The following is a 23764-nucleotide window of genomic DNA, read 5'->3' on the forward strand; positions in this document are numbered from 1 at the left end:
ATGAATCTTCGTAAAACATGGCTGGCCACGTCGCTCGCGGCCTTGCCCCTGCTGGCCGGCGCGCAGGCGCCGCGCGCCGAACCGATGATGGGTCCTCCTATCGTTAAGGAGGGACAGGTGCAAACGGGACAGGCGTTGCCGCAAGACCCGGCGCTGGTCGCCGCGCTGATGGCGCAGCGCGCCGCGCGCGGACTCGACGCCAACCACAACTTCGTCATCGCCAAGCAGCATCCGGGCGTCAAAGACACCCGCATCACGCGCGCCGACCACACCTATATGGGCGTGCGCGTGTTCGGCTCGGAATCGGTGGTGGTCACCTCGGCCTCGGGCGCCATCGTGAGCGAGTCGCTGTCGGACCGCCGCCACGGCCTGGGCAAAAGCGCGCAAAAGGGCCGCGGCGCCAATTTCAGCGTCGAGCCCAAGATCAGCCACGCCAACGCGATCACCTCGGTCATGCGGCGCCAAAGCGCGCGCGCGGTCGCCCTGGCGCCGCCCAAGGCCGAGCTGATCATCTATCCAATCATGAAGGACGTGCGCGTGGCCGCCGCCGCCAACAAGGCCGAGGACGAGCTCAACGCGATGGACCTTGAGCAGGTGGTCGAGCACTATGTGCTGGCCTACCTCGTGAGCACCCGCATGAGCGTTGGCAACAAGCCGGTGTTCTTCGACAGCGTCGTCAACGCAACCAACGGGCGCCTCATCGACCAGTGGAGCATGCTGCAAACGGCGGTGGGCAAGGGCAGCAGCCAGTACAACGGGATGGTGCCGCTCAGCACCACCCTGACCGGCACCACCTACTGGATGAAGGACCCCGAGCGCGGCACCGGCGGCAAATTCGGCGCGATGGCCATCACCAACGCCAACAACACCACTAGCGCCGGCAGCGTGTACACCAACGCCACCAACTCCTGGGGCGACGGCAAGCAATTCATCGAGGGCGGCAGCACCACCAACGCCAACGGCCAGACCGCGGCCGTGAACGCCATGTGGGGGCTGATGAACACCTACGACATGCACAAGAACGTGCTGGGCTGGCACTCGCTCGACGGCAACAACACCGCCACCTACATCGCCGCGCACGTCAACACCGCCTACGACAACGCCTATTACAGCGACACCTGCAAATGCATGTTCATCGGCGACGGCTCGCACTTCACGAGCCTGGGCGCGATCGACGTGGTGGGCCACGAGATGGCGCACGGGGTCACGGCCTCGACCTCGAACCTGATCTACCGCGGCGAGTCGGGCGGGCTCAACGAGTCGTCCTCGGACATCACCGGCGACGTCGTCGAGGCCTACGCGCGCGCCGGCGGCACCGGCGACACGATCGCCAACACGGGCAACGACTGGGTCATGGGCAAGGAGATCAGCAAGTCCGGCACCCCGCTGCGCTACCTGTACAAGCCGAGCAAGGACGGGCGCAGCCCCGACGCCTGGAGCGCCAAGCTGCGCGGGCTCGACGTGCACTACAGCAGCGGGCCGAACAACCGGATGTTCTATTTCCTGGCGCAAGGCTCGCAGTCGGGCACGCAGACCGATTATTACAGCAAATACCTGGTCAAGGAGCCGCTCGCGATGACCGGCATCGGCACCGACAAGGCCTACCGCATCTGGTTCAAGGCCAACACCACCAAGTTCACGTCGACCACCAATTACGCCGACGCGCGCGTCAAGATGGTGGCCGCCGCGCAGGAGCTGTATGGCGCCGGCAGCAAGGAGGTCAGGGCCGTCGAGCGCGCCTACGCGGCCATCAACGTGGGCGAGGACGTGGCCGAGTAAACCCAGCGCCGCAATAAAAGAAGGCCCGCGCGAAGCGTTCGCGCGGGCCTTTCGTTTTTTGAAGGCGCCAGGAAGGACCGGCCGGTCAGCCTTTCTTGGCGCCGATCAGCAACACGCCGGCGCCGGCGGCGATCGCGGCGATGCTCGCCCACAGCGGGATGTTGACCGATTCCTTCTCCTCGACGGAAAGGTTGATCGGGCCGATGTTGGCCTTGTGGGTTTCTTTGGTGAAGCTGAAGCCGCCGAAGGCGAGGCCGAGGACGCCGGCCACGATGAGCAGGGCGCCGATGATTTTGACTGGGTTCATGTTATTTCCTTTTAGTTGTTTTGGGTGCTTGTGAGCGTGCCTACTGGGTCAGCAGGGGAAACGGGTTGATGGGCGTGCCCTTCCACCACTGCTTTTCGGAGGTCAGCTCGACCACCGCGAAATGCAGGTGGGGCGCGTCGGGGGCCGAGTTGCCGGTCACTCCGACATAGCCGATCACATCGCCGCGCTTGAGCGCCATGCCTTCGGTCACGCCGTCGGCGTAGCGGTCGAGGTGGGCGTAGTAGTAGGCGTACTGTTCAGTCGGATCGAACTGGTAGATCGTCAGGCCGCCGGCCTTGCTGTTGAACAGCTTGACGAGCTTGCCGTCGGCCACCGCGAACACCTTGGCGCCCTTGGGCGCCATGATGTCGAGCGCCTCGTGGTGGCGGTCCTTGCCGCGCGGCTGGTCGAAACCGTCGGACAGTTCGCTGAGCTTGACGCCTTCGACCGGCAGCAGGAGCTTGACCGGGGCCGGCGGCGCGTCGGGCGCCCGGGTCGCCGGCAGCGCGTCGGCGCCGGGGGCGATCGGCAGCTCGGCCACGCTCAGGTCGACCGGCACGATGGGCGCGCCGGGCAGGCCGGCCGTCTGGGCCGGTGCGGCCGGCACCGCCACCGCCGCCACCGGCACCTCGATCGTTTGCACGACCGGCGCCGGCAGCGGATCCTGCGGCATCGAGCGCAGCAGGAAGAACAGGGCGCCGGCGCCGAGCAGCACGCCGCCGAAAAAGGTCAATATGAATTTCATGGTGGTTCCTCCATTTGGGGGTTTGCGGCAAGCCGCGACGCCGGTGTGATCCGGTCTGTTTTAATTGTGGCGCGCCGCGCGCGCCGTTTTCACTTCTTGCTCTTGCTCTTACCCTTACCCTTACCCTTACCCTTACCCTTACCCTTACCCTTACCCTTACCCTTACCCTTACCCTTACTCTTTCAGCAGAACGGCGGTGCCGGAGCCGACCGACTGCATCATCGTCGTCACGTCCCAGTTCGTCATGCGGATGCAGCCGTGCGACTCGGTCTTGCCGATCGAGGCGGGCACTGGGGTGCCGTGGATGCCGTAGTGCGGCTTCGACAGGTCGACCCAAGCCACGCCGACCGGATTGTTCGGGCCGGCCGGAATCTTGGCCTTCTTGTCGCCGGCCGTGGCGTCCCAGAACAGGGCGGGGTTGTAATGGAACACCGGCGCCTTCGAGATGCCGTTGACTTTCCATTTTCCCAGCGGCAGGGGATCGTGCTTGCTGCCGGTGGTGACGGGAAACTGGGCCATCGGCTTGCCGTCGCCGTCCATCAGGGTCAAGGTGCGGTCGGTCTTGTCGACCACGATCTGGCTCGCCTTGGGCAGCGGCTCGGTGTCGAGCACGTTGGGAACGATGATCTGTTCGCCCGCGCGCGAGAAATTCTTGCCCGGGTTTAAGCGCTGCAACAGGGCGGGGCTCGCGTGGAATTTCTCGCCCAGGGCCTCCTCGACGCTCGAATAGCCGAGCGCGCTCAACTTGGCCTTGTCGGCCATTTTCTGCGGGATCGCGACAAACGGGCCGGCCACGTCGGCGTCGGTGATGGTGTAGGTGACGAGGGCGGCGGCGGCGCCGGCGTTGAGCGCGGCCCAGGTCGCGGCATCGGCGACGCCGGTGGCCGGCAGGCCCATCTTGCGCTGGTAGCCCGACAGCGCCTGGCGCACGTTCGAGCCGAAGGCGGCGTCGATCTCACCGGACGAGAAGCGGGCGCGGTTGAGCAGGATCTGGGCGCGCAGCACCGAGGCGGCATCGGCGCGCGCGGGCGCGACCGCGGGCGCGCCGGGCGCGTTGACCGTGGCGGCGTCGAGCGTCACGGCGGCCTTGGCATTCTTGGCCGCCTTGGGGGTGGTGGAGGTGGTGGTGGTGGTGGTGGCGGCGGTGGCGGCGGTGGTCGCCGCGGTGTCGCCCGGCGCAGGCGCGGCGGCGGGCGGCTGGGCCAGGGCGGTGCCGCTGACAAAGGCGGCGATCAGTGCGATGGATGTGCGATTCAAAATAGTTCCCGGCAAATGTATAAATTGGAAGCGTCAGGTTAGTGCCTGCCGGATAGAGGGTCTGTGCGGCAGCGTACAAAGGTGCTGATGCCGGGAAGTGGGCGTGGACGGGGGACGTGCCGCCTATTTGCGATATCGGTCAGCGCCGGTCCATCCGCAGCGCCTTGCGGATTTCGGGCAGGATCAGTTTCCATGCGGGCGAGCTGGCCGCGATCTCGTCGTAGTGGCTGGCGTCGGGCAAGATGACGACCCGGGCCTGGTCGCCCGCCGCCTGCGCCCGCGCGGCATAGGCGTACGCGGCGCGTGGCGGCGAGATGGTGTCGAGCGCGCCCGTGATGAGCACCGTGCGGCTGCCGTTGGGCACCAGTTCGGCCGCGTTGGTGTCGGCGAACACATCGGGCCGGGCGGCGCTCGGCTCGCCGGCCAGCTGCGCCAGTTCGCGCCCGCAACTCTTGTTGATCAGCGCCTGCTCGTGGCGCAGGTCGGCCAGTCCACCCAGGCTGATGACCTCGCGCACCGTGAACGGGGCGCTCTGGAACAGCGGGCTGGTCGCGGGGATCCGGGCGCGTCCGACCAGCCACTGGGCCAGTTGGCCGCCGGCCGAATGCCCCATCGCGAGCACGCGGTCGGTGTCGAGCTGGTAGTTGGCCGCCTCGCTGCCGAGCTTGTCGAGCGCGGCGTTGATGTCGAGGTAGGTGCCGGGGTAGCCGCCGCCTTCCTCGTCGACCCGCCGGTATTCCACGTTCCAGACCGCGATGCCCTGCGCGGCGAGGGCGCCGGCCACGTTGCGCATCTGCGCGATGCCGCCGTACTGGACCGTCCAGCAGCCGCCGTGGATCAGCACCACGACCGGGAACGGCCCGGCGCCCGCGGGGCGGAACAGCTCGGCGTACTGCGACGGCGCCGCGCCGTAGGCCAGCGTGGCGGTCGGACCGGGACCGCTGAGTTTGAGGTAGTCGTCGAGCGTCATCGGGGCCGGCGCGGCCGCCGCGCCGCCCATCGCGACGATGGGCAGCAGGGCGGGCAGCAGGGCGGGCAGCAGGGCGGGCAGCAGGGCGTGCAGCGGGGAGCGCGGGCGCATCTTCATGTGGAAAGTTTCCTTCGGTCGGTGAGGAGGGAACTATAAGCAAGTTCGCGCCAACCGGGAAGCGGCTTGCGCGCCGCGCAAGTTGGCGCGCACGATTGAAAATGGGGCAGGGCGGCGCGGCGGCGCTTCATGCTAGTGTTTGGCCTGACATATCTTGCTACTTAAACATGCGATTTTGACGGAGACACCATGCAAACTGCGCGCGAAGAATACCGGGGCTACACCATCGTCGTGCAACCCCTCAAGGATTGCAACGACATGTGGGATTTCGAGTACGAGCTCACGCGTCTGGACGACAAGGCCGCCACCCCGATCAAGCGCGCCCAGACCGCGGGCGGCCACGCCGACGAGGGCGTGGCGACGCTGGCCGGGTTCAAGGTGGCCAAGATCGAGGTCGACAACCTGCTCGCCCTCGAGGCCGCGCCCGGCGCTTAATCTCGGCGCCCAAGCGGCGCCGACCGTTCAATTTTTAGCCACAAAGGCCCACCATGAGCAACATGCAACAAAGCAGCTGGAGAAATGAGCAGTCGGGCAACGCCGACGCCTGGGATTGCGGCATCGCACCGCGGCGCGCGCATTCGACGCCCGACCCCGACGCCATCCCGCCGCGCGAGCCGCCCCCGAGTCCGCTGCCCGACGACGTGCCGCCGCCGGCCAACGCGCCGGTCGAGGAGCCGCGCATGCCCGAGCCACCCATCAGGGCCGCGGCCGCGTGACGCGGGCGGGCCGGCCGCCGACTTGCCCGGGGCCGGCCCGCGCGTGTCGTTAGCGGCCGTGTCTTTAGCGGCCCTTCGGGGGCACCGGGTCGAGCTCGCCGAGTTGCGCGCCGGGTTCGTCGCGTTCGAGCGAGGCGTCGTGCTCCATGCGCTGGCGCGCAGCGCCCGTGTCGAAACCGCCGGCGTCGTCGGCGTCGTCGGCGTCGGCGTCGCTCCAGGCGGCGCCGGCCTCGCGCTCGCCCTTGTTTTCAGGCAATGGCGGAATCTGGCGGATGATATCCTCGGTCTCTTTGTCGGCGGGTGTCTTCTCGCCGCTGCCGATGTCGGACTCGTTCAGGAGGGGCGGCGCCTTGGCCGGATCGGGGAAGGGTGGTTTGATGCTCATCGTGTACTCCAAAAGTTGGCTGGTGGTACAGCGGATGCTAGCAGCGTGCGGTTGGAACCGGCGCGCAATACAAAGAAGACCACTTTGTTGCTATGTAGATACAGATCCAGCTAAATATTGCGCGCGCTGCGCGGCGCCGGCGGATAGTTTCTATAATGAAACATCAAAACCTCGTTTCGTCACCCGGGAGAGCGTCATGGGCAATTCCTTGCATAACAAAATCCACCTCGGACGTCCTTCGCTGCTCAGTTCGGGGCGGGTGCGGGCGGCGTTGGTGCTCGGGGCGATGGCCGTGGCCAGCCTGGCCTGGCTGGCCGTGCGCGCCCTCAGAGGCTGAGAGTTTTTCGGACGTGCCCGAGCAGCGCGCCAGAAGGTGGCCGATCGAGGCGCAAAGCACAGCCATAGCTCGGGCTATGGCGAGCATTTGCAACGACGAGCGGGCGCTTTCTGGCGTGCTGAGCGGGCATGATGGAAAGACTCTCAGCCTCTCAGGTAGTGCGCCGCGCCGATACCGGTTGCCGATGTGGTGGTGCCGGCGTACCATGTGGGCCGGAAAGCCCCACATGAAAGCAGCAATGAAGAACGAAAAATTGACGACGGACGAATATGACGCGCTCGAGCACATCCTGCGCGGCGCCAGGCACGACCGGGTGAACGCCTGCGTCGGGCGCAACGCCAAGCGCCTGTCCGGCCTGAAGATGGTCCAGTACAGCAAGGACGGCAAGGTCGCGCTGACCGACAAGGGGCACCAGACCTTGTTCGTGCGCCGTTGCATCATCGGCCTGCGCGCGCTCGCGCAAGACCCGGCCGCGGCGGTCGAGGCCGACGTGTCTCTGTTCCTCGGCAAGAAATCACACATCGTGTTGCGCGAGGCGGGCGGCTTCGAGGTCACCGACAAGGGCCGCGAGTCGCTAGCCGACATGGACGCCCAGGACCAGGCCAAGTAAGGAAAACCAAGCCGAGGTCCGGTTTCCGTTGCGCCGGCTCAGCCTCTCAGCCTCTCAGCTGGCCGTGATCGCGTCCTCGGGCTCGGCGATGTCGAGCCGCCTGCGCTGGCGCAGCATTTGTTCGAACTCGGCGGCCGGCACCGGCTTGCTGAAGAAGTAGCCCTGCATCTCGTCGCAGCCGTGCCCGCGCAGGTAGGCCAGTTGCTCGGCCGTCTCGACGCCCTCGGCGATCACCGACAGCTTCAGGTTGTGCGCCAGCGCGATGATCGAGCTCACCAGCGCGGCGTCGTTGGCGTCGCGGTTGATCGCCGAGACGAACGAGCGGTCGATCTTGAGCACGTCGATCGGGAACCGGCTCAGGTAGGACAGGCTCGAGTAGCCGGTGCCGAAGTCGTCGATCGACATGCTCACCCCGAGCGCCTTCATGCTGTGCAGCAGTTCGACCGCGACCGTGATGTCGTCCATGAACAGGCTCTCGGTGAGCTCGATGTCGAGGCAGGCCGGGGGCAGCCCGGTGTCGGCCAGCACCGCCTCGATCTGGGCGATCAGGTTGGGCGCGGCGAACTGGCGCGCCGACAGGTTGACCGCCACCCGCAGCCGGCCCAGCCCGGCGTCCAGCCACGCCTTGTTCTGGGCGCAGGCGGTGCGCAGCACCCAGGCCCCGATCGGCACGATCAGGCCGGTGTCCTCGGCCACCCCGATGAAGCGCACCGGCGGCACCATGCCCAGCTCCGGGTGCTGCCAGCGGATCAGCGCCTCCATGCCGACGATCTGCCCGCTGGCGAGCTCGACCTGGGGCTGGTAGTGGAGCACGAACTCGTCGCGCTCGAGCGCGTTGCGCAGCGCGCTTTCGATGCGCACGCGCTCGAGCGCCTCCTCGTTCATGGCCGGGGTGTAGAACTGGAAGTTGTTGCGCCCGAGCTTTTTGGCGCGGTACATGGCGATGTCGGCGTGCTCGATCAGGTTGTCGATGCCGCCGCCGTCGGTCGGAAACACCGCCACCCCGATGCTGGCCGTGACGAAGAACTCCTTGCCGCCGAGCAGCACCGGCTGGGCCACCGCGTCCATCAGGCGGCGCACGATGTCGACCGCGAGGCGCTCGTCGTGGTGCTCGGTGAGGATGACGACGAATTCGTCGCCCGACAGGCGCGCCACGGTGTCGGTCTCGCGCAGCGCCCCGCGCAGGCGCGCCGCGACCGTCATGAGCAGCACGTCGCCGGCCTTGTGGCCCATGCTGTCGTTGACGAACTTGAAGCGGTCGAGGTCGATCAGCATGACCCAGATCGGGTGCCCGGTGCGGCTCGCGTAGGCCACCGCCTGGCCGAGCCGGTCGTGCAGCAGGCTGCGGTTGGGCAGGCCGGTCAGGGCGTCGTGCTGGGCCACGTGGTGGACCCGCTGCTCGGCCTGCTTGGCGGCGGTGATGTCGCTGCCGGTGCCGCGGTAGCCCGTGAACTGGCCCTGCTCGTCGAACAGCGGCTCGCCGTTGATGCAGTACCAGCGCATGGCGCCGTCCTTGTCGGCGCTCTCGTATTCGAAGCGGGTGAACGGCTGGCGCGCGCGCAGCAGGGCCATGTGGGCCCGGCCCCAGTCGCTCTCCTCCATGCCGGGCACGCTCTCCCAGCGCGTCTTGCCGAGCAGGCGCGTGAGCGGCACGCCCGATTTCTCGACCAGGCCGCCCGTGATGTTGATGAAGCGCAGTTCGGCGTCCTGCTCCCAGTACCAGTCGGACGACATGGTGACGAGCTGGCGGAAGCGCAACTCGCTCTGCTGGAGCGCCTTTTCGGCCTTCTTGCGCGCCAGCACGTCGTCGATCAGGCGCTGGTTCGACAGTTCGAGGTCGGCGGTGCGCTCGTTGACGAGGCGCTGCACGCGCCGCGAGCGCTGCACCAGCGTCTCGACGAAGGCGGTCATCAAAAGGGTGAACAGGATGGCGCCGACGAGGATCGCGAGCGAGCCGAAATGGTCGACCGCGAACGGGCGCGCCGCCGCGCCGAGCTCGATGCGCCAGAACTTGTCGGCCACCCGCACCCGCCTGACCAAGTGCTCCTGGTCGCCGGCGCCGGCGAACGGCTTGAACCCGGCGCGCGGGCTGGCGCCGGGGGGGGGCGCCGCGCCCGCGCCCTCGCTGCGGTACACCAGGCTGCCCGGCTCGGCGCGTTCGCCCGCGTACACCCACACCAGCACGTCCGGCTCGGCCATGAGTCCGCCGCGCGCGAGGATGTGGTTGACCAGGTCGTTGGCCATGATGATGGCGGCCGTGTCGCCGGCCAGCGCGGCGCGCCGCTCGGGGGCCGTGGCCAGCGGCGCGCCGGCCCGGTAGACCGGCATGATCGCCTCGAAGGCGCTGTTGGGCCGGTCCACCTGCGCCAGCGTGAGCAGGCCGGTGGCGGCCACCCCGCCGGTGGCCACCGCCACGTCGAGCGCGTCCATGACGGTGCGGTTGGGCGAGACGTTCAGGCCGAAGGCGGCCTCGTTGCCGCGCATCGGCGTGAGGTAGTCGACGACGCTGTAGAACGGACGCGGCGGCGCCGTGACGAGCTTGCCGCCCCGCATCTCGGTCAGGACGGTGCCGGGCACGAGCGCCTGCAGCGCCGCCTCGGCCGCGGCGCGTTCGGAGTGCGGCAGCCGGCGGTGGAAATTGAAGGCCTTGATGAAAGGGTAGCGCAGCAGCAGCGGCGTGGTGAAGTCGTGGAACTGGGCGCGCGTGACCGGGTTGACGGCGGCGAACAGGTTGTTGGTGACGGTGAGCACCTCGACCGCCTCGTCGAGTCCGGCGTCGATGGCGGCCACGCGCGCATTGGCGCGCCGCTCGAAGTGGAGCGCCATTTTGTCGTATTCGAGGCCGGCCACGGCCGCGAACAGGGCGGCGCTGGCGGCCATCCCGCCGGCGAGGGTCAGGACGGCCGCGGCGGAGATCGATAAGGGCGGACGGCGAAGCGGCATTTCCTGGTTCCCGGCGTAGGCGTGGCGGTGGCGTGGCAATGGGGGCGCGCGCCCATCCGCATGTTGCCGCAAGTGTTGCACAGAAAACGGGAATTGCAAATTCCTTCTTGGCACTAATGTTACCGCGAGGTCGGCCCGGGGGCCGGTTCGCTTGGTTTGACGGGGGCCGGCGGCGGGGCCGCGCGCGGCCTTGTTCCGGGACATGGGTTTCTGATAAGCTGACCCCGCAACCACGGAGAGCCCATGTTCCTAGACCATCCATCGCTGACCGCCACCAACAGCCAGACCGAGCCGGACCGCATCGAGCGCCTGACCCGAGTCTACGGCTACGTGGTGGCGCTGGCCGACCAGCATGGTTGCGAGCGCTTCATCGAACGCATCACCCAGCTGCACGACCACAAGGGGACCCTGATCGTGTTCTGGAACGACCCGCCCGGCGAGGTAGAGAAGGGCTTCTTCGCCAAGGCCTGGGCCAGCCGCATCGGCGACGGCAGCACCCTCGTGGAACACGAGATGTGAGCCCGGCCGCGCCCCTGATGGACATCACCACGATGGTGCTGGCGCTGGCGCTGGGCAACCTGGCCCTGTCGGCCGCGCTGTTTTTCTACGCGCACGGCGGCGCCAGGGCGCTGTCGCTGTCGACCTTCACCGTCGCCAAGCAATGCCAGGCGGGCGGCTGGCTGCTGCTGTACCTGAGCGCGGGCGGGGTGCTGCCGGGGCCGCTCGCGGTCGTGGTCGGCTACCCGGTGCTGTTCACGGGCGTCGCGCTCGAGGCGGGCGCGCTGTGGGAGGCGAGCGAGCGGCCGCGCTGGCGCCGGGTCGCCTTTCCGCTGCTGGCGCTCTCGGTGGTGCTGTACCTCGTTTGCTACCTGGTCGACGACCTGGGGCTGCGCGTGCTGGCCTCGTCGCTGATCCTGGGCGGCTTCTACCTGTCTGCGGTGGCGGCGCTGGCGACCGGCTGGCGCGGCGGCAGCATGCTGCGCCGCTTCCTGGTGCTGGCCATGGCGCTGCTGTCGCTGCTGGTGGCCTCGCGCGCGCTGCTGGTGCTGCTCATGCCGCAGGGCTGGAGCTGGATCAACAACGCGATGCTGCCGATGCTGGTCTCGGGCGCGTTCTACATGCTGATGCTGCTCGGCGGCTTCGGCTTCCTGCTGCTCGCGCGCGAACGCGAGCAGCAGGAGCTCGCGCGCCTGCTGGTGGTCGACGCCCTGACAGACGTGCCGAACCGGCGCGGCCTGTTCCAGGCGCTCGCGCCGTGGATGGCGCTGGCGCGCCGGCCCGGCCCGCCGACCTCGATGATCGTGCTCGAATTCGACCAGTTCAAGCGGCTCAACGACAGCTACGGCCACCCGGCCGGCGATACCGTGCTGCGCGCCCTGGTCGATGTGTGCAAGAATGAGCTGCGCGACAGCGACCAGATCGGCCGCCTGGTGGGCGTCGAATTCGCCGTGCTGCTGCCGCGCACCGGCCAGGACGAGGCGCTGCTGGTGGCCGACCGGATCCGCGCCGCGATCGAGGCCACGCCCGTCAAGACCGGGCGCGCGATGGTCGGCCTGACGGCCAGCTTCGGCGTGACCGCGTTGCGCGCCGACGACAGCACGGTGAGCCTGTTCCAGCGCGCCGACCAGGCCTTGCAGCGGGCCAAGGCCGACGGGCGCAACCGGATCGCCGTGGCGCCGCCGCCGGAGGCGCCGCCCGCTTGAAGGCCCGCCCGCTTGAAGGCCCGCGCGCCTGAAGGCGCCGCGCGCCGTCATCACCCAGTCATATTCACCGGCTACCGTGATACGATTTTCACCGCCGGAGAGCCCCTTATGTGCACGCTTGAGAAAGAGGCTTCAATGTTCGCCGCCGTCGATTTGGGTTCCAACAGTTTCCGCCTCCATGTGGGCAAGCACGACGCGGGCGCCATCCGCGTCCTTAAAAGCATGCGCGAGCCGATCCGGCTCGCCGCCGGCCTCGACGCCAGGGGCTGCCTGACCGAGGCCGCGATGCAGGGCGCCCTCGAGTGCCTGACCAATTTCGGCGCCGCGCTGCGCTCCTACAAGCTCGACGCCGTGCGCGTGGTCGCCACCAGCACCTTGCGCGTGGCGCGCAACGGCGCGGCCTTTTTGCCGGAGGCCGAAAAGGCGATCGGCTATCCGATCGAGATCATCTCGGGCGAGGAGGAGGGGCGCCTGATCTACATGGGCGTGTCCAACGCGCTCGGCGGCGCCGAGCGGCGCCTGGTGCTCGACATCGGCGGCGGCTCGACCGAACTGATACTCGGGCATGGCACCGAGATCGACCGGGTCGAGTCGTTCAGCGTCGGCACGGTCAAGCAGAGCCTGTCGTTTTTTGTCGGCGGGCGCATCGACGGCCCCTCGTTCGAGGCCGCCATCCTGTCGGCGCGCAGCCATTTCGAGGACGGCGCGCCGCCCTACCACCCGCAGTTCTGGAAGACCGCTTACGGCTCCTCGGGCACCATCCGCGCCATCGCCGACATCATCGCGCGCAACGAGCTCGGCGACGGCAAGCTGACCCCGGTCAGCCTCGAGGCGCTGCGGCGCCGCTTCATCGAGGCCGGCCAGGTCGCCCGCATCGACATGCCCGGCCTGCGCCCCGAGCGCGCCGGCACCATCATCGGTGGGCTCGCCATCCTGATCGCGCTGGTGGCCGAGCTTGGCATCACGCAGATCACGCCGATCGAGGCGGGCCTGCGCATGGGCGTCATGTGGGACCTGTACCTGCGCTCGATGCAGCGCGACCGGCGCGACGAGTCGGCGCTGGCGCTGGCCAAGAAATTCCACGTCGACGAGACGCGCGCGCTGCGCGCCGCGCGCGACGCCGCCACCCTGTATGCGCGCCTCAAGCCGTCCGCCGAGACCTACACGCGGCTGCTGTACTGGAGCGCGCTGCTGCACGAGATCGGCATGGTGGTGTCGCAGACGGGCTACCACAAGCACGCCGCCTACATGGTCGAAAACGCCGACCTGCCCGGTTTCACGGCGCGCGAGCAAAAATCGATGAGCCGCCTGGTGCTGGCCCAGAAGGGCAATCTGCGCAAGGTCAGCGAGGCGCTGGCCGACCCCGATTTCGCCAAGGCGGTGCTGGCGCTGCGGCTCGCCGTGCTGCTCATGCACGCGCGCATCGACGGCGATGTCAACGAGCTCAAGCTGCGCATGAAGAGCCGCATCGACCTCGAACTGCGGCGCGAGTGGGTCAGCGCCCATCCCACGCTCTCGTATTGGATCGAGAAGGAGCAGGAGTGGTGGGACGAGGTCGGGGTGGACTTCAGCATGAAGGCCGTGCCTTAGCGCGTGAATACAGGGAATGGTTCCTGGGAAATAATCCTTGGGGAACAATCCTGGTGGAACAATCCTCGGGGAATAGACGGCACGCACCGTGGGTGCGCTCCCACGCCCCTCTCTGGCATTCGGTCTCGTTTGACGTCGCGTTCCTGCGCGTTCTGTCTCCTTTTGTCGCCGGTTTTTTTCGATGGAAATATCGGAGGCGAGACGCGACAGAATAAGACAAAAAGCGACGTCAAACGAGACCGAACGCCAGAGAGGCGTGGCTGCGGGGCTCACTTGGCAGGCAGTCTCGCAAATGCCGGCGACATGACGTACATCAAACTTGCGCGCTCAATCTTGCCCGCTTACAGCTCAAACGCGCCAAACTTGCGCAATGCTGCGCCGGGAAACCTCGCGCGGCTGGCGCGTGCATCTTCCGGAAATAGGGTAAATCGTATATATTATATAAACTATACGCAACGGAGCATTCAATGAGCAAAAACGGCACTGCCAAGACCAATGGACATTCCGTCCCCGCCCTGTCACCGGCGACACCGCCGGCCACGATGAGCAAACCGGACGAAAAGCCGGCGCCAAAAACGGTGCGAAAGCCGGCAGCCAAGCCGTCGGTCAAAGCCGGCGCGCCAGTGGTCAAATCGGTGGCAACGCCGGCTCCAGAGGCCGCGGCGAAATCTGCAACAAAGCCTGCAACAACGTCTGCAGCAAAGCCTTCTGCCAAGCCCATCGCTAAATCCGCCGCGAAAACCGCGCCAAAACCAGCGGCACAAGCCGCAGCCAAGCCAGCCGCAGCCAAGCCAGCAGCAGTCAAGCCGGCAGCAGCCAAGCGCGCGCCTAAGCCGGCAGTAGCAAAGCCGGCAGCGGCAAAGCCCGCAACCGAATCGACATCAAAAGCAGCACCGAAAGCCGCCGCCAGGCCAGCGGCCAAAGCGCCCGTAAAAGTCACCAAAGCCGCGCCCGAGGCGCCCAAGGAAAAGCCGCGCAAGGCCAAGCTGGTGCGCGACAGCTTTACCATGCCCGAGCAAGAGTACGCGGTGCTCGGTCAGGTTAAAAAGGAGTGCCTCAAGGCGGGATTCGACATCAAGAAAAGTGAGCTACTGCGCATCGGCGTTGCGCTCATCAGGCAGCTCGACCTCGCGACCCTCATGAGCGTGCTGGCAGATCTGCCACAGCTCAAGACAGGACGTCCAAAGGCGGAATAAGCACTGACCGGGCGCGCGCTCGCGTGCCGTCAGGCCAAACACAGCAAAAACCAGGAAAAACACAGCAAAAATGCAGGCGAAATAAAGGCGCCCTCGGCGGGGCGCCCGCTCAATCAGTGCATCGAGGTGCTGGCCAGCTCTTTGAGTTCGCGAATCGGCATTTCTGATTTTTCGTGCATGCGCAGCAGGATCGTGGCGCCCACGGCCAGCTTGCGGTGCCGGATCTTGCTGATGATCGGCGGTTGCACTTCCAACACGCGGCACAGTTCCGCGTCGTTCTTCAAGCTCATCTTTTCGATCAGGGTGTCGAGCAACTTGTTCGGCACGAAGCTCGAAGGCTCCAATGCCCTTGCACGATTCATCGCCTCGATCATTTCCAATTTTTTCTGCCGTACGTTCATCATCATACTCCTCCCGAGAGTGACGAAAAACGATGGGCGACTCGATCGAGAGTAGTCTGCCTGCACCGTTACCGTCTGTTGTCCGCTTCCTACCAGTTGTAGATGTTTATGCAAAGCGGGTAAGACTTGATAATACTACTATAAGAATATTTTCACAGCATTGTTGATAAAAATCGGGGACAAAGTGCAGCTTTTAGTTAACATTGCGCGCATTTGTGAGCCCCAAACTGGTTAGAACGAGGGTTTTGTCCGCTTTTGCGGCCGCCGCGTGAGAATGTGTGACCATTATCGCGCAGGCGCCGTTGGCTTTGACCTCGGCGCGCAGCAGCGAAAGCACGCTGTCGGCGGTCTCCGGGTCGAGGTTTCCGGTCGGTTCGTCGGCCAGCACCAGCGCCGGCCGGTGCACCAGCGCGCGCGCGATCGCCACGCGCTGCATCTCGCCGCCCGACAACTGGCGCGGGAAATCGTCGCCGCGCCCGGCCAGTCCGATGGCGGCGAGCATGTCGTCGGCGCGCCCCTGCGAAGTGTTGTTGAGCAGCAGCGGCAGCGCGATGTTCTGGCGCAGCGTCAGGTGCGGCAGCACGTGGAAGGCCTGGAAGATGAAACCCATGCGGGTGCGCCGCAAGCGCGTGGCCGCCTCGTCGTCGAGCGCCGACATGGGCGTGCCGTCGACCAGGATCTGGCCGCCGTCGGGCGCGTCGAGCCCCGCGATCAAATTGAGCAGCGTCGACTTGCCGACCCCCGATTCGCCCATGATGGCGACGAACTCGCCCGCCTGGAACTGGTGCGAAAGGCCGTTCAGGACCGGGCGCCCGTTGTAAGTTTTGGTGAGATTTCGCAGTTCGAGCATGGGATGGTCCAAAAAGGGGAGGGGGCTAGCGCGTGAGCGCGCGCCGCAAGGCCACGCTGACCGCGTCGACCATCGCCACCATAAGTAACATTGCGATCACGACGGTCGCGGCGTTTTGCATCTGGAACAGCGACAAATGGTACTTGAGCATCTGGCCGAGGCCGCCGGCGCCGACCACGCCGAGCACGGCGGCGGCGCGGATGTTGTTCTCCCAGCGGTACAGGGTGTACGAGAGCATCTGCGGCAGCGTCTGCGACAAGGTCGCATAAAAGAAGGCGCTCATCGGCCCGGCGCCGTTGGTGCGCAGGGTTTTTTCGGGCAGCGGTTCGGCGTTCTCGAGGGCGTCGGCGAACAGGCGCCCGAGCACGCCGCTGGTGTGCGCGGCCAGCGCCAGCGTGCCCGCGAACGGCCCGAGGCCGGCCAGCACCAGCAGCAGCGCGGCCCAGACCAGCTCCGGGATCGAGCGCAGCACATTGAGCACCACGCGCGAGGGCACGCGCAGCAGCGGGCCAAAGCGCCCGGCCGCCGGCAGCGCCAGCGCCATTGCGCCGAGCACCGCCAGCAGCGTGCCCAGCGCCGACATCGACAAGGTCTCGACGCTGGCGGCGAGGCACTTGCGCAGGAACGGCAGCGACAGCTCGGGCGGGGCGAAGCCGTCGAGGAATTCGGCGGTGGTCTCGGCCGCCTCGGGCGTGAAGAACGCGCCCCATTTGAGCTCCAGCGCGGCGAAGCTGGCCACCACCAGCGCGGCCAGCGCGGCCAGCACCAGCAGCGGCATGATGGCGCGCGGCGGCGCCGGCGGCATCGGCGGCGCCGTCGGCGCGCCCGGTTGGTGGTGCGCCGGGCTGCTCATCCCAAGCCCCGGCGCAGCATCTTGGAGACCGCGTCGGCGGCGGCCACCAGCAGCACGAACACGATCAACATGGTCGCGACCTCGGAGCCGGCCATCATGCGGGTCGATTCATCCATGCGCTGGCCCAGCCCGCCGGCGCCGACGAAGCCCATGATGGCCGAGCCGCGGATCGCGCACTCCCAGCGGTACACCGTGTACGAGATCAGCTCCGAGGCCGACGCCGGCAGCGCGCCGAACAGCAGCGCGGCCAGCCGCGGGCTGCCGTTGGCGAGCAGGGCGTCGGTCGGATGGGCGTCGGACGACTCGAGGATTTCGGCGTACACCTTGCCCAGCATGCCGCAGTAGGTCAGGGCGATGGCGAGCACGCCGGCGGTCGGTCCGAGGCCGACCACGCGCACGAACAGCAGCGCCCACACCAGTTCGGGCACGCTGCGCAGCAGCACCAGCAGCCAGCGCACGGCCTGGCGCAGCAGCTTGGCGGGCAGGCGCATGCGTCCGGTGCCGAGGCGCGAAATGGACAGTTGTTCGGTGATGATCAGGGTCGCGGGAATGGCGCCGAGCAGGGCCAGCGTGAGCCCGGCGGTGGCGATGGCGACGGTCTGCCAGGTCTCGCGCAGCACCATCCATAAAAATTCGGGTTCGTGGGCCGGGGTCAGGAAGTCGGCCAAAAAGCCGCCGGCCGATCTGAGGCTGCGCAGGTCGAACAGGATCCACGGCTTGAACTCGCTGAACACGAGCGCCGGCCACAGCAGGGCCAGGCCGACGACCGCGTACGCCACCCGCGCGCGCGAGGCCGGGTCGGGCGGGTAGTCGGGCCGTTGGCCGCGCGGGTGGCCGGGAGGGTGGCCGGGCCGGTGCGGCGGCGCGCTTGACGGTTGCGGCATGCGCTCAGAAACAGGCGCCGACGGCGAGCCGGTCGGGCGTTTCGTGCTTGGCCGGCGCGTGCGCGTTGTCGGCCTCGTTCTGGTACAGCGCCGCGATCATGGCGTCGCTGACGTCGGCGCGCGCGGCGTCGAACACCACCCGGCCGTCGCGCAGGCCGACGATGCGCGCGAAATTGGCGCGCGCGATGTCGACCTGGTGCAGGCTGCAAATGAGGGTCGCGTTGCGTGCGGCGGCCTCTTGCTGCAAGGTCGCGAGCGTGATCTGGGACAGGGTCGGGTCGAGCGCGGACAGCGGCTCGTCGACCAGGAACACCTCGGCCGACGACAGCAGCAGCCGCGCCAGCCCGCAGCGTTGGCGCTCGCCGCCGGACAGGCGGTCCACCCGGGCATACAGTTTGTCGCCCAGGCCGAAGCGCGACAGGGCCTGGTGGGCCGCGCCCGGGTCCGATGGTTTTATGAGCGAGCCGAGCGCGCGCCAGAAGCCCCAGTGCGGCAGGCGCGCCGCGAGCACGGTCGTGACCACGCGCTGGCGCGGCGGCAGCGGCGGCGTTTGCGGCGCCAGGAACTGGCGTGCGCGCAGCCGGTGGCGCGCTTTTTCGGGCAGCGCCCACGGGTCCTGGCCGAACGCGAGGAAGCGGCCGGCGTCGGGCCGGTGGGCGCAGGCCAGGGTCGCGAGCAAGGTGGTCTTGCCCGCGCCCGAGGGGCCGATGATGGCCAGTTGCTCGCCTTGCCCGACCACCAGGTCGATCTGCTGCAGCGCGATCGCGCCGGCCAGGTGGCGCACGGTGAGCTGGTCGAGGCGGTAGGTCACTGGCACACTCACCGTTTCGCTCATTGGTACGCTCATTGGCAGGCCTACTTGAGCAGGCCCGCGGCGCGGGCAGCGCCCTCGATCGACTTGTAGTTGTCGGCCTTGGTCGGGATGAACTTGGCCGCCTTTTGCAGGTCGAGGATTTCCTTGTCGGCCGGCTTGTTGAGGTCGAGCGCGAGGAAGGCGGCGGCTATCTTCTTCTTGAGCGCCGGCGACATGTCCGAACGCACGGTCCAGTTGTAATCGAAGTAGGTCGGGGTGGTGTGGAACACGCGCACAGCGGCCGGGTCGACCTTTTTGGCGTCGACCAGTTTCTGCCATACAGAAATGTTGAGCGCGCCCGCGTCGACCTTGCCGCCGGCCACCGCGGCGACGGTGGCGTCGTGCGCGCCCGAGTAGGCGACGCGCGCGAGGTCGGTGTCGGCGTTGACCTTGGCGGCCAGCATGTACGAGCGCGGCATCAGGTGGCCCGAGGTCGACGACTCGGAACCGAAGCTCAGGGTCTTGCCCTTGAGGTCGGCCAGGGTCTTGATGTCGGGCGAGCTCGTGATGAAGACCGACTGGAATTTCTCGTCGATGTCGCGCTGCACCAGCGGCACGACCTTGCCTTTGCTGCGCACGTTGGCCTGCACGAACGTGAAGCCGCCGAACCAGACCATGTCGAGCTTGTTCGTGACCAGGCCCTCGACCGACGCCGCGTAGTCGGTCACGGGCGTGAATTCGACCTTCAGGCCGGTGGCCTTGGCCAGGTATTGGCCGAGCGGCTTGAACTTGCGCTGCAATTCGGTCGGCGCCTCGTCCGGAATGGCCGACACGCGCAAGACGCCCGGCGTTGCATGCGCGAGCGCCTGGGTCGACGTGAGCAGCAGACCGGCGGCCAACGCGGCGCCGAAGGTCGATTTAAGTGCGCGCAGGGCGGAAAACGAGGTCATGGTTGCCTTTCAAAGCGGGTGGTGTGTGAAGGACGACAGGATATAGCACGTTAGGGAATCGTGCAGGCGCGGCAAACGGGCATATTCAGCTATGATAACAAACACATCAAACTTGCCCATAGCCATTTCGCCGCGCAGCCTGTGGCGCGCGCGCTCACCGTTGCCATCGACAAACGAGATTCCCATGCCGACATTGCCCCAGAACGATTTTGGCCGCGCCCATGCGAGCGCCGACGTACTCGCTGAGCTCGGCGAGAGCCTGAGCGCGCGCGACGCCGCGATCTCCCCCAAGTTCCTGTACGACGCGCTCGGATGCAAGTTGTTCGAGTCGATCTGCGAGCTTGCCGAGTACTATCCGACCCGCACCGAGGCGTCCATCTTCGCCCGCCACGGCGCCGACATCGCGCGCGCCATCGGCGCCGGGTCGGCCATGCTCGACCTTGGCGCCGGCAACTGCGCCAAGGCCGCCAGCCTGTTTTCGCTGCTGCACCCGAGCCAGTACGTCGCCATCGACATCTCGCACGATTTTCTGCGCGAATCGGTCGAACGCCTGCACCAGCGCTTCCCGCACATCGAGATGAACTTGCTGAGCCAGGATTTTTCGAACGGGCTCGCGCTGCCGGCCTTCGTGCGCAAGGAGCGCCGCCTGTTCTTCTACCCGGGCTCCTCGATCGGCAATTTCACGCCCGAACAGGCGACCTTGTTCCTGCGCCGCGCGCGCGCCCAGTGCGACGCTGACGGCGCGCTGCTGATCGGGATCGACCTGGTCAAAGACAGCGCCGTGCTCGACGCCGCCTACGACGACGCGCTCGGCGTGACCGCCGCCTTCAACCTCAATGTGCTGCGCCACGTGAACCACCTCGCCGGCGCCGACTTCGACGTGCGCCAGTGGCGCCACCGCGGTTTTTTCAATGCCGCCGACAGCCGCGTCGAGATGCACCTCGAGGCGCGCGAGGACCTCACCGTCAACTGGCAGGGCGGCACGCGCCGGTTCGCGCGCGGCCAGTCGATCCACACCGAGAACAGCTACAAGTACAAGCAGAGCGCCGCCGTCGGCCTGCTCGAACAGGCGGGCTTCCAGACCATGAACGTGTGGACCGACCCCGACGCCTGGTTCGCCGTCATTTACGCGCGCGCGGTCAAGGCCTGACATGGGCCGCAGCGAGGCAGTTTCCCTGGGCGATACCTTCGACCGCGTCCGCCGGCGCACCCTGATGCTGGCCGAGCCCCTGTCCGACGAGGACTGCGGCGCCCAGTCGATGGCCGACGCCAGCCCCGTCAAGTGGCACCTGGCGCACACCACCTGGTTTTTCGAGACCTTCGTGCTCGAGCGGTTCGAGGATAATTTCGCGCCGTTCCACGAGGCGTTCCGGTTCTTGTTCAACTCCTATTACAACGGCGTCGGCGCGCGCCATCCGCGCGCCCAGCGCGGCCTGCTCACGCGCCCCCCGATGCCCCAGGTGCGCGCCTACCGCAGCGCGGTCGACGCCCGCATCATCGCCTTGCTGGCGGCGCGCCCCGGCGACGCCGAACTGGCGTGCCTGGTCAACCTGGGCCTGCAGCACGAGCAGCAGCACCAGGAGCTCATTCTCACCGACGTGCTGCACCTGCTGGCGCAAAATCCCATGCGTCCGGCCTACACCGAAGCGGCGCCCGGCGCGGCCGGTCCCGCGCCCGCGCTCGACTGGCTAGAATTTGACGGCGGCGTGGCCGACATCGGCCACGGCGGGGCCGGCTTTTGCTTCGACAACGAGCTGCCGCGCCACCGCCAGTTGGTGGCGCCGTTCGCGCTGGCCTCGCGCCTGGTCACCAACGGCGAGTTTTGTGCCTTCATCGACGCCGGCGGCTATGCCAACCCGTCGCTGTGGCTGGCCGAGGGCTGGGACGCGGTCTGCGAGCGCGACCTCGCGCATCCGTTCTACTGGCAATGCGACGGCGCCGGCCGGTGGCACGAGTTCACCCTGCACGGCCTGCAACCGCTCGACCTCGCGCGGCCGGTCTCGCATGTGTCCCTGTACGAGGCCGACGCCTACGCGCATTGGGCCGGCGCGCGCCTGCCCACCGAGGCCGAGTGGGAGCTGGCCGCGGCCGGCGCGGCGGTCGAACACGGCCGCTTGCAGCCGGAGCGCGCCGCCCACGGCGGCCTGAGCCAGATGTTCGGCCAGCTCTGGCAATGGACCAGCAGCAGCTACTCCCCCTATCCCGGCTATGCCTGCGCGCCCGGCGCGCTGGGCGAATACAATGGAAAATTCATGCTCAACCAATACGTCCTGCGCGGCTCGTCGTGCGTCACCCCGGCCGGCCACGCGCGCGCCAGCTACCGCAATTTCTTCCCCGCCGGCGCCCAGTGGCAGTTCACCGGCATCAGGCTGGCCCGATGAGCTGGATGCACCTGCCGGAGGCGAAACTGCTGAACCGGCGCGCCAACAAGTACATCGTCAAGCATCCCTTCGCCTTCATCTGGCAAACCCTCAAGGCCTTCCGCGCCAACCAGGGCATGCTGCTGGCCGGGGCCGTGGCCTACTACGCGCTGCTGTCGATCGTGCCGTTCCTGATGCTGGTGGTGGTGGCGCTGTCGCACTTCATCGACCAGGCCGAGCTGCTCACGACCATGCACCGCTACCTCGAGTGGCTGGTGCCGGGGCAGTCGCGCGCGATCGTGGCCGAGGTCTCGCATTTCCTCGACGAGCGCGCCCTGATCACCTGGGTGCTGGTGGCGACCATGCTGTTTTTCAGCTCGTTCGCCTTCACCGTGCTCGAGAACGCGATGAGCGTGATCTTCATCCACCGGGTGGCGATCCGGCGGCGCCACTTCCTGATCTCGGCGCTTCTGCCTTACTGCTACATCTTCGCGCTCGGCGTGGGCATCTTGCTCATCACGCTGGTCGCCGGCACGCTCGAGGTCATGGGCGAGGAGAGCATCGCCTTCCTCGGCTATGACTGGTCGCTCGGCGGCGTCTCCGGCGTGCTGCTCTACATGCTGGGATTGACGGGCGAGATCCTCGTGCTCAGTTCGATCTACATGGTCATGCCGGTTGGGCGCCTGTCGGTGTGGCACTCGCTGATTGGCGGCGTGACCGCGGCCCTGCTGTGGGAAATCGTGCGCCATCTGCTGGTCTGGTATTTCTCGACCCTGTCGCAGGTCAACATCGTGTATGGGTCGATGACGACCGCCATCGTCGTCATGTTCAGCCTTGAACTGGCGGCCGCCCTGTTGCTGTTCGGCGCCCAGGTGATTTCGGAATACGAGCGGGTGGGGCGCGACGAGCAGCACGAGGAGCCCGAGGAGATGAGCACCCAGGTGCCGGGCGAACCGGAGCCGATCGCGCCCGGCGAACACGAGCCGAAGATATAATTGCTGCGCCGCACAAAGGTGTGCTATACTACGTCCAGTGGTGAGGTTCGCTTGCGGACCGCTTCACAATCCGGGGTTTGCGCCGCGGCCAGTATGTGTAATGCTGGCACCGCGAATGGATGTAAGAACCAGGATTTGTACTTCCGAATACGTTGGTCGATTTACACGTCAGGGCACCACGCAGATAGCATGGGCGCCTGAGACACGATTAAAGCATTGGTAATACATTGGAACAGAGCTCGCTTCGGCGGGCTTTTTTTTTATGCGCGGAAGGCTTGCAAAGTGCGCTTGCAGCCCGCTCGGTTGTTCCGGTGGCGCGCGTGCGGCGGCCCGCGATGCGAGCTTGTTCTCGCGACACATTGCGCAATGTCAAAGTGTTGAATAGTTGCCGAATGATAATGATTTGATCCGTTTTGTCATGCTTGTGGCGCAGCGCGGATCGGGCCCTCTTTGCGCGAGGCCTTTAACCTTATCAAAAACATCGGTGGATATACCATGCAAAAAAGGTTTCAGATATTTATCAGTTCGACCTATCTGGATCTCCAGGTGGAAAGAGATGAGATCATCAAAACCGTGCTGTCGATGGGGCACATTCCGGTCGGAATGGAAATGTTCAGCGTCTCCGATCACGTTCAGTGGGAGGTGATAAAGCGCGAGATCGATTCAAGCGACTACTATGTGGTTGTCGTCGCGCATAGATATGGATCGCAGACGGACGATGGGATTAGTTACACCGAGAAGGAATTTGACTATGCCTCAAGCAAAGGCATTCCCATTCTTGGATTCGTGATCGACGAGAACGCCCTCTGGGCCAACAAAAGAACCGATGCTGAAAGTGATCTGCGCGACAAACTTAAGAAATTCAAGCAAAAACTTCAAAACAAACTTATTCAATTTTGGATGAGCAAGGATGATTTGTCGTCCAAACTTTCCATCGCTTTGACGAAAGCCATCGTCGATTCCCCCCAGAACTGGCTGGGGCAGGGCTTCGGATTGGACTGCAAATGACAATTTTCTGCGGCT

At 66.7% G+C, this 23764-nt stretch carries 25 protein-coding genes; 13 read left to right on the forward strand and 12 right to left on the reverse strand.

Annotated elements, in window-relative coordinates:
* Positions 1-1779 (forward strand): M4 family metallopeptidase, encoded by a 1779-nt coding sequence (locus C7C56_RS06905; protein WP_106756723.1) that lies wholly within the window; start codon positions 1-3, stop codon positions 1777-1779.
* Between the two features lie 85 nt (positions 1780-1864).
* Here C7C56_RS06905 and C7C56_RS06910 read toward each other — a convergent pair whose 3' ends face one another.
* The 4 genes from C7C56_RS06910 to C7C56_RS06925 form a co-directional block, all read right to left on the reverse strand.
* Positions 1865-2086 carry a hypothetical protein gene (locus C7C56_RS06910; RefSeq protein ID WP_106756724.1) on the reverse strand — a complete coding sequence of 74 codons (222 nt, stop codon included), beginning with the start codon at positions 2084-2086 and terminating at the stop codon, positions 1865-1867.
* Positions 2087-2126: 40 nt separating this feature from the next.
* Positions 2127-2831: a M23 family metallopeptidase gene (locus C7C56_RS06915; RefSeq protein ID WP_106756725.1), complete on the reverse strand. Its 705-nt coding sequence runs from the start codon at positions 2829-2831 to the stop codon at positions 2127-2129.
* A gap of 174 nt (positions 2832-3005) precedes the next feature.
* Entirely contained in the window at positions 3006-4088 is a 1083-nt protein-coding gene (locus C7C56_RS06920; protein WP_229458258.1) for a L,D-transpeptidase family protein, read from the reverse strand.
* Positions 4089-4227: 139 nt separating this feature from the next.
* Complete coding sequence (locus C7C56_RS06925; protein ID WP_229458269.1) at positions 4228-5175, reverse strand: alpha/beta hydrolase; 948 nt, start codon at positions 5173-5175, stop codon at positions 4228-4230.
* Positions 5176-5364: 189 nt separating this feature from the next.
* On the opposite strand from C7C56_RS06925, the gene C7C56_RS06930 reads away from it, so the two are divergent.
* Positions 5365-5610, forward strand: coding sequence for a hypothetical protein (locus C7C56_RS06930; RefSeq protein WP_106756726.1), 246 nt, complete (start codon positions 5365-5367; stop codon positions 5608-5610).
* 53 nt (positions 5611-5663) lie between these two features.
* Positions 5664-5891 (forward strand): hypothetical protein, encoded by a 228-nt coding sequence (locus tag C7C56_RS06935; RefSeq protein WP_106756727.1) that lies wholly within the window; start codon positions 5664-5666, stop codon positions 5889-5891.
* A 64-nt stretch (positions 5892-5955) separates the two neighbouring features.
* On the opposite strand, the gene C7C56_RS28650 is transcribed toward C7C56_RS06935, so the two are convergent.
* Complete coding sequence (locus C7C56_RS28650) at positions 5956-6276, reverse strand: hypothetical protein (RefSeq protein WP_181373052.1); 321 nt, start codon at positions 6274-6276, stop codon at positions 5956-5958.
* A gap of 196 nt (positions 6277-6472) precedes the next feature.
* On the opposite strand from C7C56_RS28650, the gene C7C56_RS28655 reads away from it, so the two are divergent.
* Entirely contained in the window at positions 6473-6613 is a 141-nt protein-coding gene (locus tag C7C56_RS28655) for a hypothetical protein (protein WP_181373053.1), read from the forward strand.
* 226 nt (positions 6614-6839) lie between these two features.
* Positions 6840-7223: a hypothetical protein gene (locus C7C56_RS06945; protein WP_229458272.1), complete on the forward strand. Its 384-nt coding sequence runs from the start codon at positions 6840-6842 to the stop codon at positions 7221-7223.
* 54 nt (positions 7224-7277) lie between these two features.
* On the opposite strand, the gene C7C56_RS06950 is transcribed toward C7C56_RS06945, so the two are convergent.
* Entirely contained in the window at positions 7278-10166 is a 2889-nt protein-coding gene (locus C7C56_RS06950) for a bifunctional diguanylate cyclase/phosphodiesterase (protein ID WP_106756729.1), read from the reverse strand.
* Positions 10167-10409: 243 nt separating this feature from the next.
* Between C7C56_RS06950 and C7C56_RS06955 the strand changes: the two genes are divergently transcribed.
* The 4 genes from C7C56_RS06955 (at position 10410) to C7C56_RS06970 (ending at position 14655) form a co-directional block, all read left to right on the forward strand.
* Positions 10410-10685: a hypothetical protein gene (locus tag C7C56_RS06955; protein WP_106756730.1), complete on the forward strand. Its 276-nt coding sequence runs from the start codon at positions 10410-10412 to the stop codon at positions 10683-10685.
* A complete protein-coding gene (locus C7C56_RS06960; RefSeq protein WP_307719031.1) occupies positions 10682-11869 on the forward strand; it encodes a GGDEF domain-containing protein in 1188 nt (395 codons plus the stop codon). The genes C7C56_RS06955 and C7C56_RS06960 overlap by 4 nt, the downstream gene beginning before the upstream one ends.
* Before the next feature lie 135 nt (positions 11870-12004).
* Entirely contained in the window at positions 12005-13459 is a 1455-nt protein-coding gene (locus C7C56_RS06965) for a Ppx/GppA phosphatase family protein (protein WP_106756760.1), read from the forward strand.
* A 467-nt stretch (positions 13460-13926) separates the two neighbouring features.
* Complete coding sequence (locus C7C56_RS06970) at positions 13927-14655, forward strand: hypothetical protein (protein WP_307719032.1); 729 nt, start codon at positions 13927-13929, stop codon at positions 14653-14655.
* Positions 14656-14768: 113 nt separating this feature from the next.
* Here C7C56_RS06970 and C7C56_RS06975 read toward each other — a convergent pair whose 3' ends face one another.
* From C7C56_RS06975 to C7C56_RS07000, 6 genes are all read right to left on the reverse strand, one after another.
* A complete protein-coding gene (locus C7C56_RS06975; protein WP_106756762.1) occupies positions 14769-15056 on the reverse strand; it encodes a hypothetical protein in 288 nt (95 codons plus the stop codon).
* Between the two features lie 193 nt (positions 15057-15249).
* Positions 15250-15906, reverse strand: a complete 657-nt coding sequence (locus C7C56_RS06980; protein ID WP_106756732.1) for an ABC transporter ATP-binding protein — start codon at positions 15904-15906, stop codon at positions 15250-15252.
* Between the two features lie 25 nt (positions 15907-15931).
* A complete protein-coding gene (gene phnE / locus C7C56_RS06985; RefSeq protein WP_370660180.1) occupies positions 15932-16759 on the reverse strand; it encodes a phosphonate ABC transporter, permease protein PhnE in 828 nt (275 codons plus the stop codon).
* Positions 16756-17643 (reverse strand): PhnE/PtxC family ABC transporter permease, encoded by an 888-nt coding sequence (locus C7C56_RS06990; RefSeq protein WP_106756733.1) that lies wholly within the window; start codon positions 17641-17643, stop codon positions 16756-16758. The genes phnE and C7C56_RS06990 overlap by 4 nt, the downstream gene beginning before the upstream one ends.
* 4 nt (positions 17644-17647) lie before the next feature.
* Positions 17648-18478 (reverse strand): phosphonate ABC transporter ATP-binding protein, encoded by an 831-nt coding sequence (locus C7C56_RS06995; RefSeq protein ID WP_106756734.1) that lies wholly within the window; start codon positions 18476-18478, stop codon positions 17648-17650.
* A gap of 20 nt (positions 18479-18498) precedes the next feature.
* The gene (locus C7C56_RS07000) at positions 18499-19386 is read right to left on the reverse strand and encodes a putative selenate ABC transporter substrate-binding protein (RefSeq protein ID WP_106756735.1); all 888 of its coding nucleotides are present in this window, start codon (positions 19384-19386) and stop codon (positions 18499-18501) included.
* 184 nt (positions 19387-19570) lie between these two features.
* Between C7C56_RS07000 and egtD the strand changes: the two genes are divergently transcribed.
* The 4 genes from egtD to C7C56_RS07020 all read left to right on the forward strand — a co-directional run bounded on the left by egtD (position 19571) and on the right by C7C56_RS07020 (position 23749).
* Complete coding sequence (gene egtD, locus C7C56_RS07005; RefSeq protein WP_106756736.1) at positions 19571-20536, forward strand: L-histidine N(alpha)-methyltransferase; 966 nt, start codon at positions 19571-19573, stop codon at positions 20534-20536.
* 1 nt (position 20537) lies between these two features.
* The gene (gene egtB / locus C7C56_RS07010) at positions 20538-21767 is read left to right on the forward strand and encodes an ergothioneine biosynthesis protein EgtB (RefSeq protein WP_106756737.1); all 1230 of its coding nucleotides are present in this window, start codon (positions 20538-20540) and stop codon (positions 21765-21767) included.
* Positions 21764-22741: a YihY/virulence factor BrkB family protein gene (locus tag C7C56_RS07015; RefSeq protein ID WP_106756738.1), complete on the forward strand. Its 978-nt coding sequence runs from the start codon at positions 21764-21766 to the stop codon at positions 22739-22741. The genes egtB and C7C56_RS07015 overlap by 4 nt, the downstream gene beginning before the upstream one ends.
* A gap of 495 nt (positions 22742-23236) precedes the next feature.
* Complete coding sequence (locus tag C7C56_RS07020; RefSeq protein ID WP_146204321.1) at positions 23237-23749, forward strand: DUF4062 domain-containing protein; 513 nt, start codon at positions 23237-23239, stop codon at positions 23747-23749.
* The last annotated feature ends 15 nt before the right edge of the window (positions 23750-23764 follow it).

The sequence above is a fragment of the Massilia glaciei genome (assembly GCF_003011895.2).
Classification (GTDB): domain Bacteria; phylum Pseudomonadota; class Gammaproteobacteria; order Burkholderiales; family Burkholderiaceae_D; genus Telluria_A; species Telluria_A glaciei.